General features: G+C 43.3%; 1 protein-coding gene. It reads left to right on the top strand.

Translation table 11 applies throughout. From position 1 onward, the window contains the following. Positions 1-453, top strand: a 453-nt coding sequence (locus A3738_RS02365; protein WP_156503888.1) for a TetR/AcrR family transcriptional regulator, incomplete at its 5' end; no start/stop codon positions are given. Positions 454-628 lie beyond the last annotated feature (175 nt).

Below are 628 nucleotides of genomic sequence, written 5' to 3'. Positions count from 1 at the left end.
CAACAATTTGAAGAATGCATGTATAGCATTCTCATTGTTCCAGAATCAGAAATGGATATTGAAGATCTCTGGTTTTACCTCCATCTGATCTTCGAAAATATCGCGAAGTTTCAGTTCCTGTACAAAGACCTCGTCACCATCATGGCGAAATATCCACAATTCGAAAAGCGCTTTCAGAAGATCTTAAACACAAAACGTAAAGCCAGTATTTCTGTACTTGAAAACGCACGGAAGAATGAGCGATTACATGCGTCAACAGATGAAATAGAAGCACTCACTGAGCAAATCATTCTCACAACTACATTCTGGTTAAGCTATTCCTCAGTAAGAGAAGGCCAAGTCGCAGATGATGCCCTTGCGAGAGGCGTTTACCAAGTCATGTCAGTTGTCGCGCCTTTCCTCGAGCCAGAGCGAAGAGCAATGATCAACGGACTGAAAGACGCTTATCTATAAGTTATCGACAGAAATGCCTACCAATACCAGTTCATCACGATATCACCGCCGACTTCATAGCCATGACTTGATCGAGTGTATGCGCCAGCAAGGCTTAATAACCAATCTTCTTGAAACTCATGATCAACACCTAGCGCAAAAGTGAGCGAGTGCGGGCCCCGATTTTGTCCAACAA

This window comes from Oleiphilus sp. HI0066, assembly GCF_001635725.1.
Note: the sequence above shows the minus strand (reverse complement) of the source record. Positions and strands in the feature narration are given on the sequence as shown.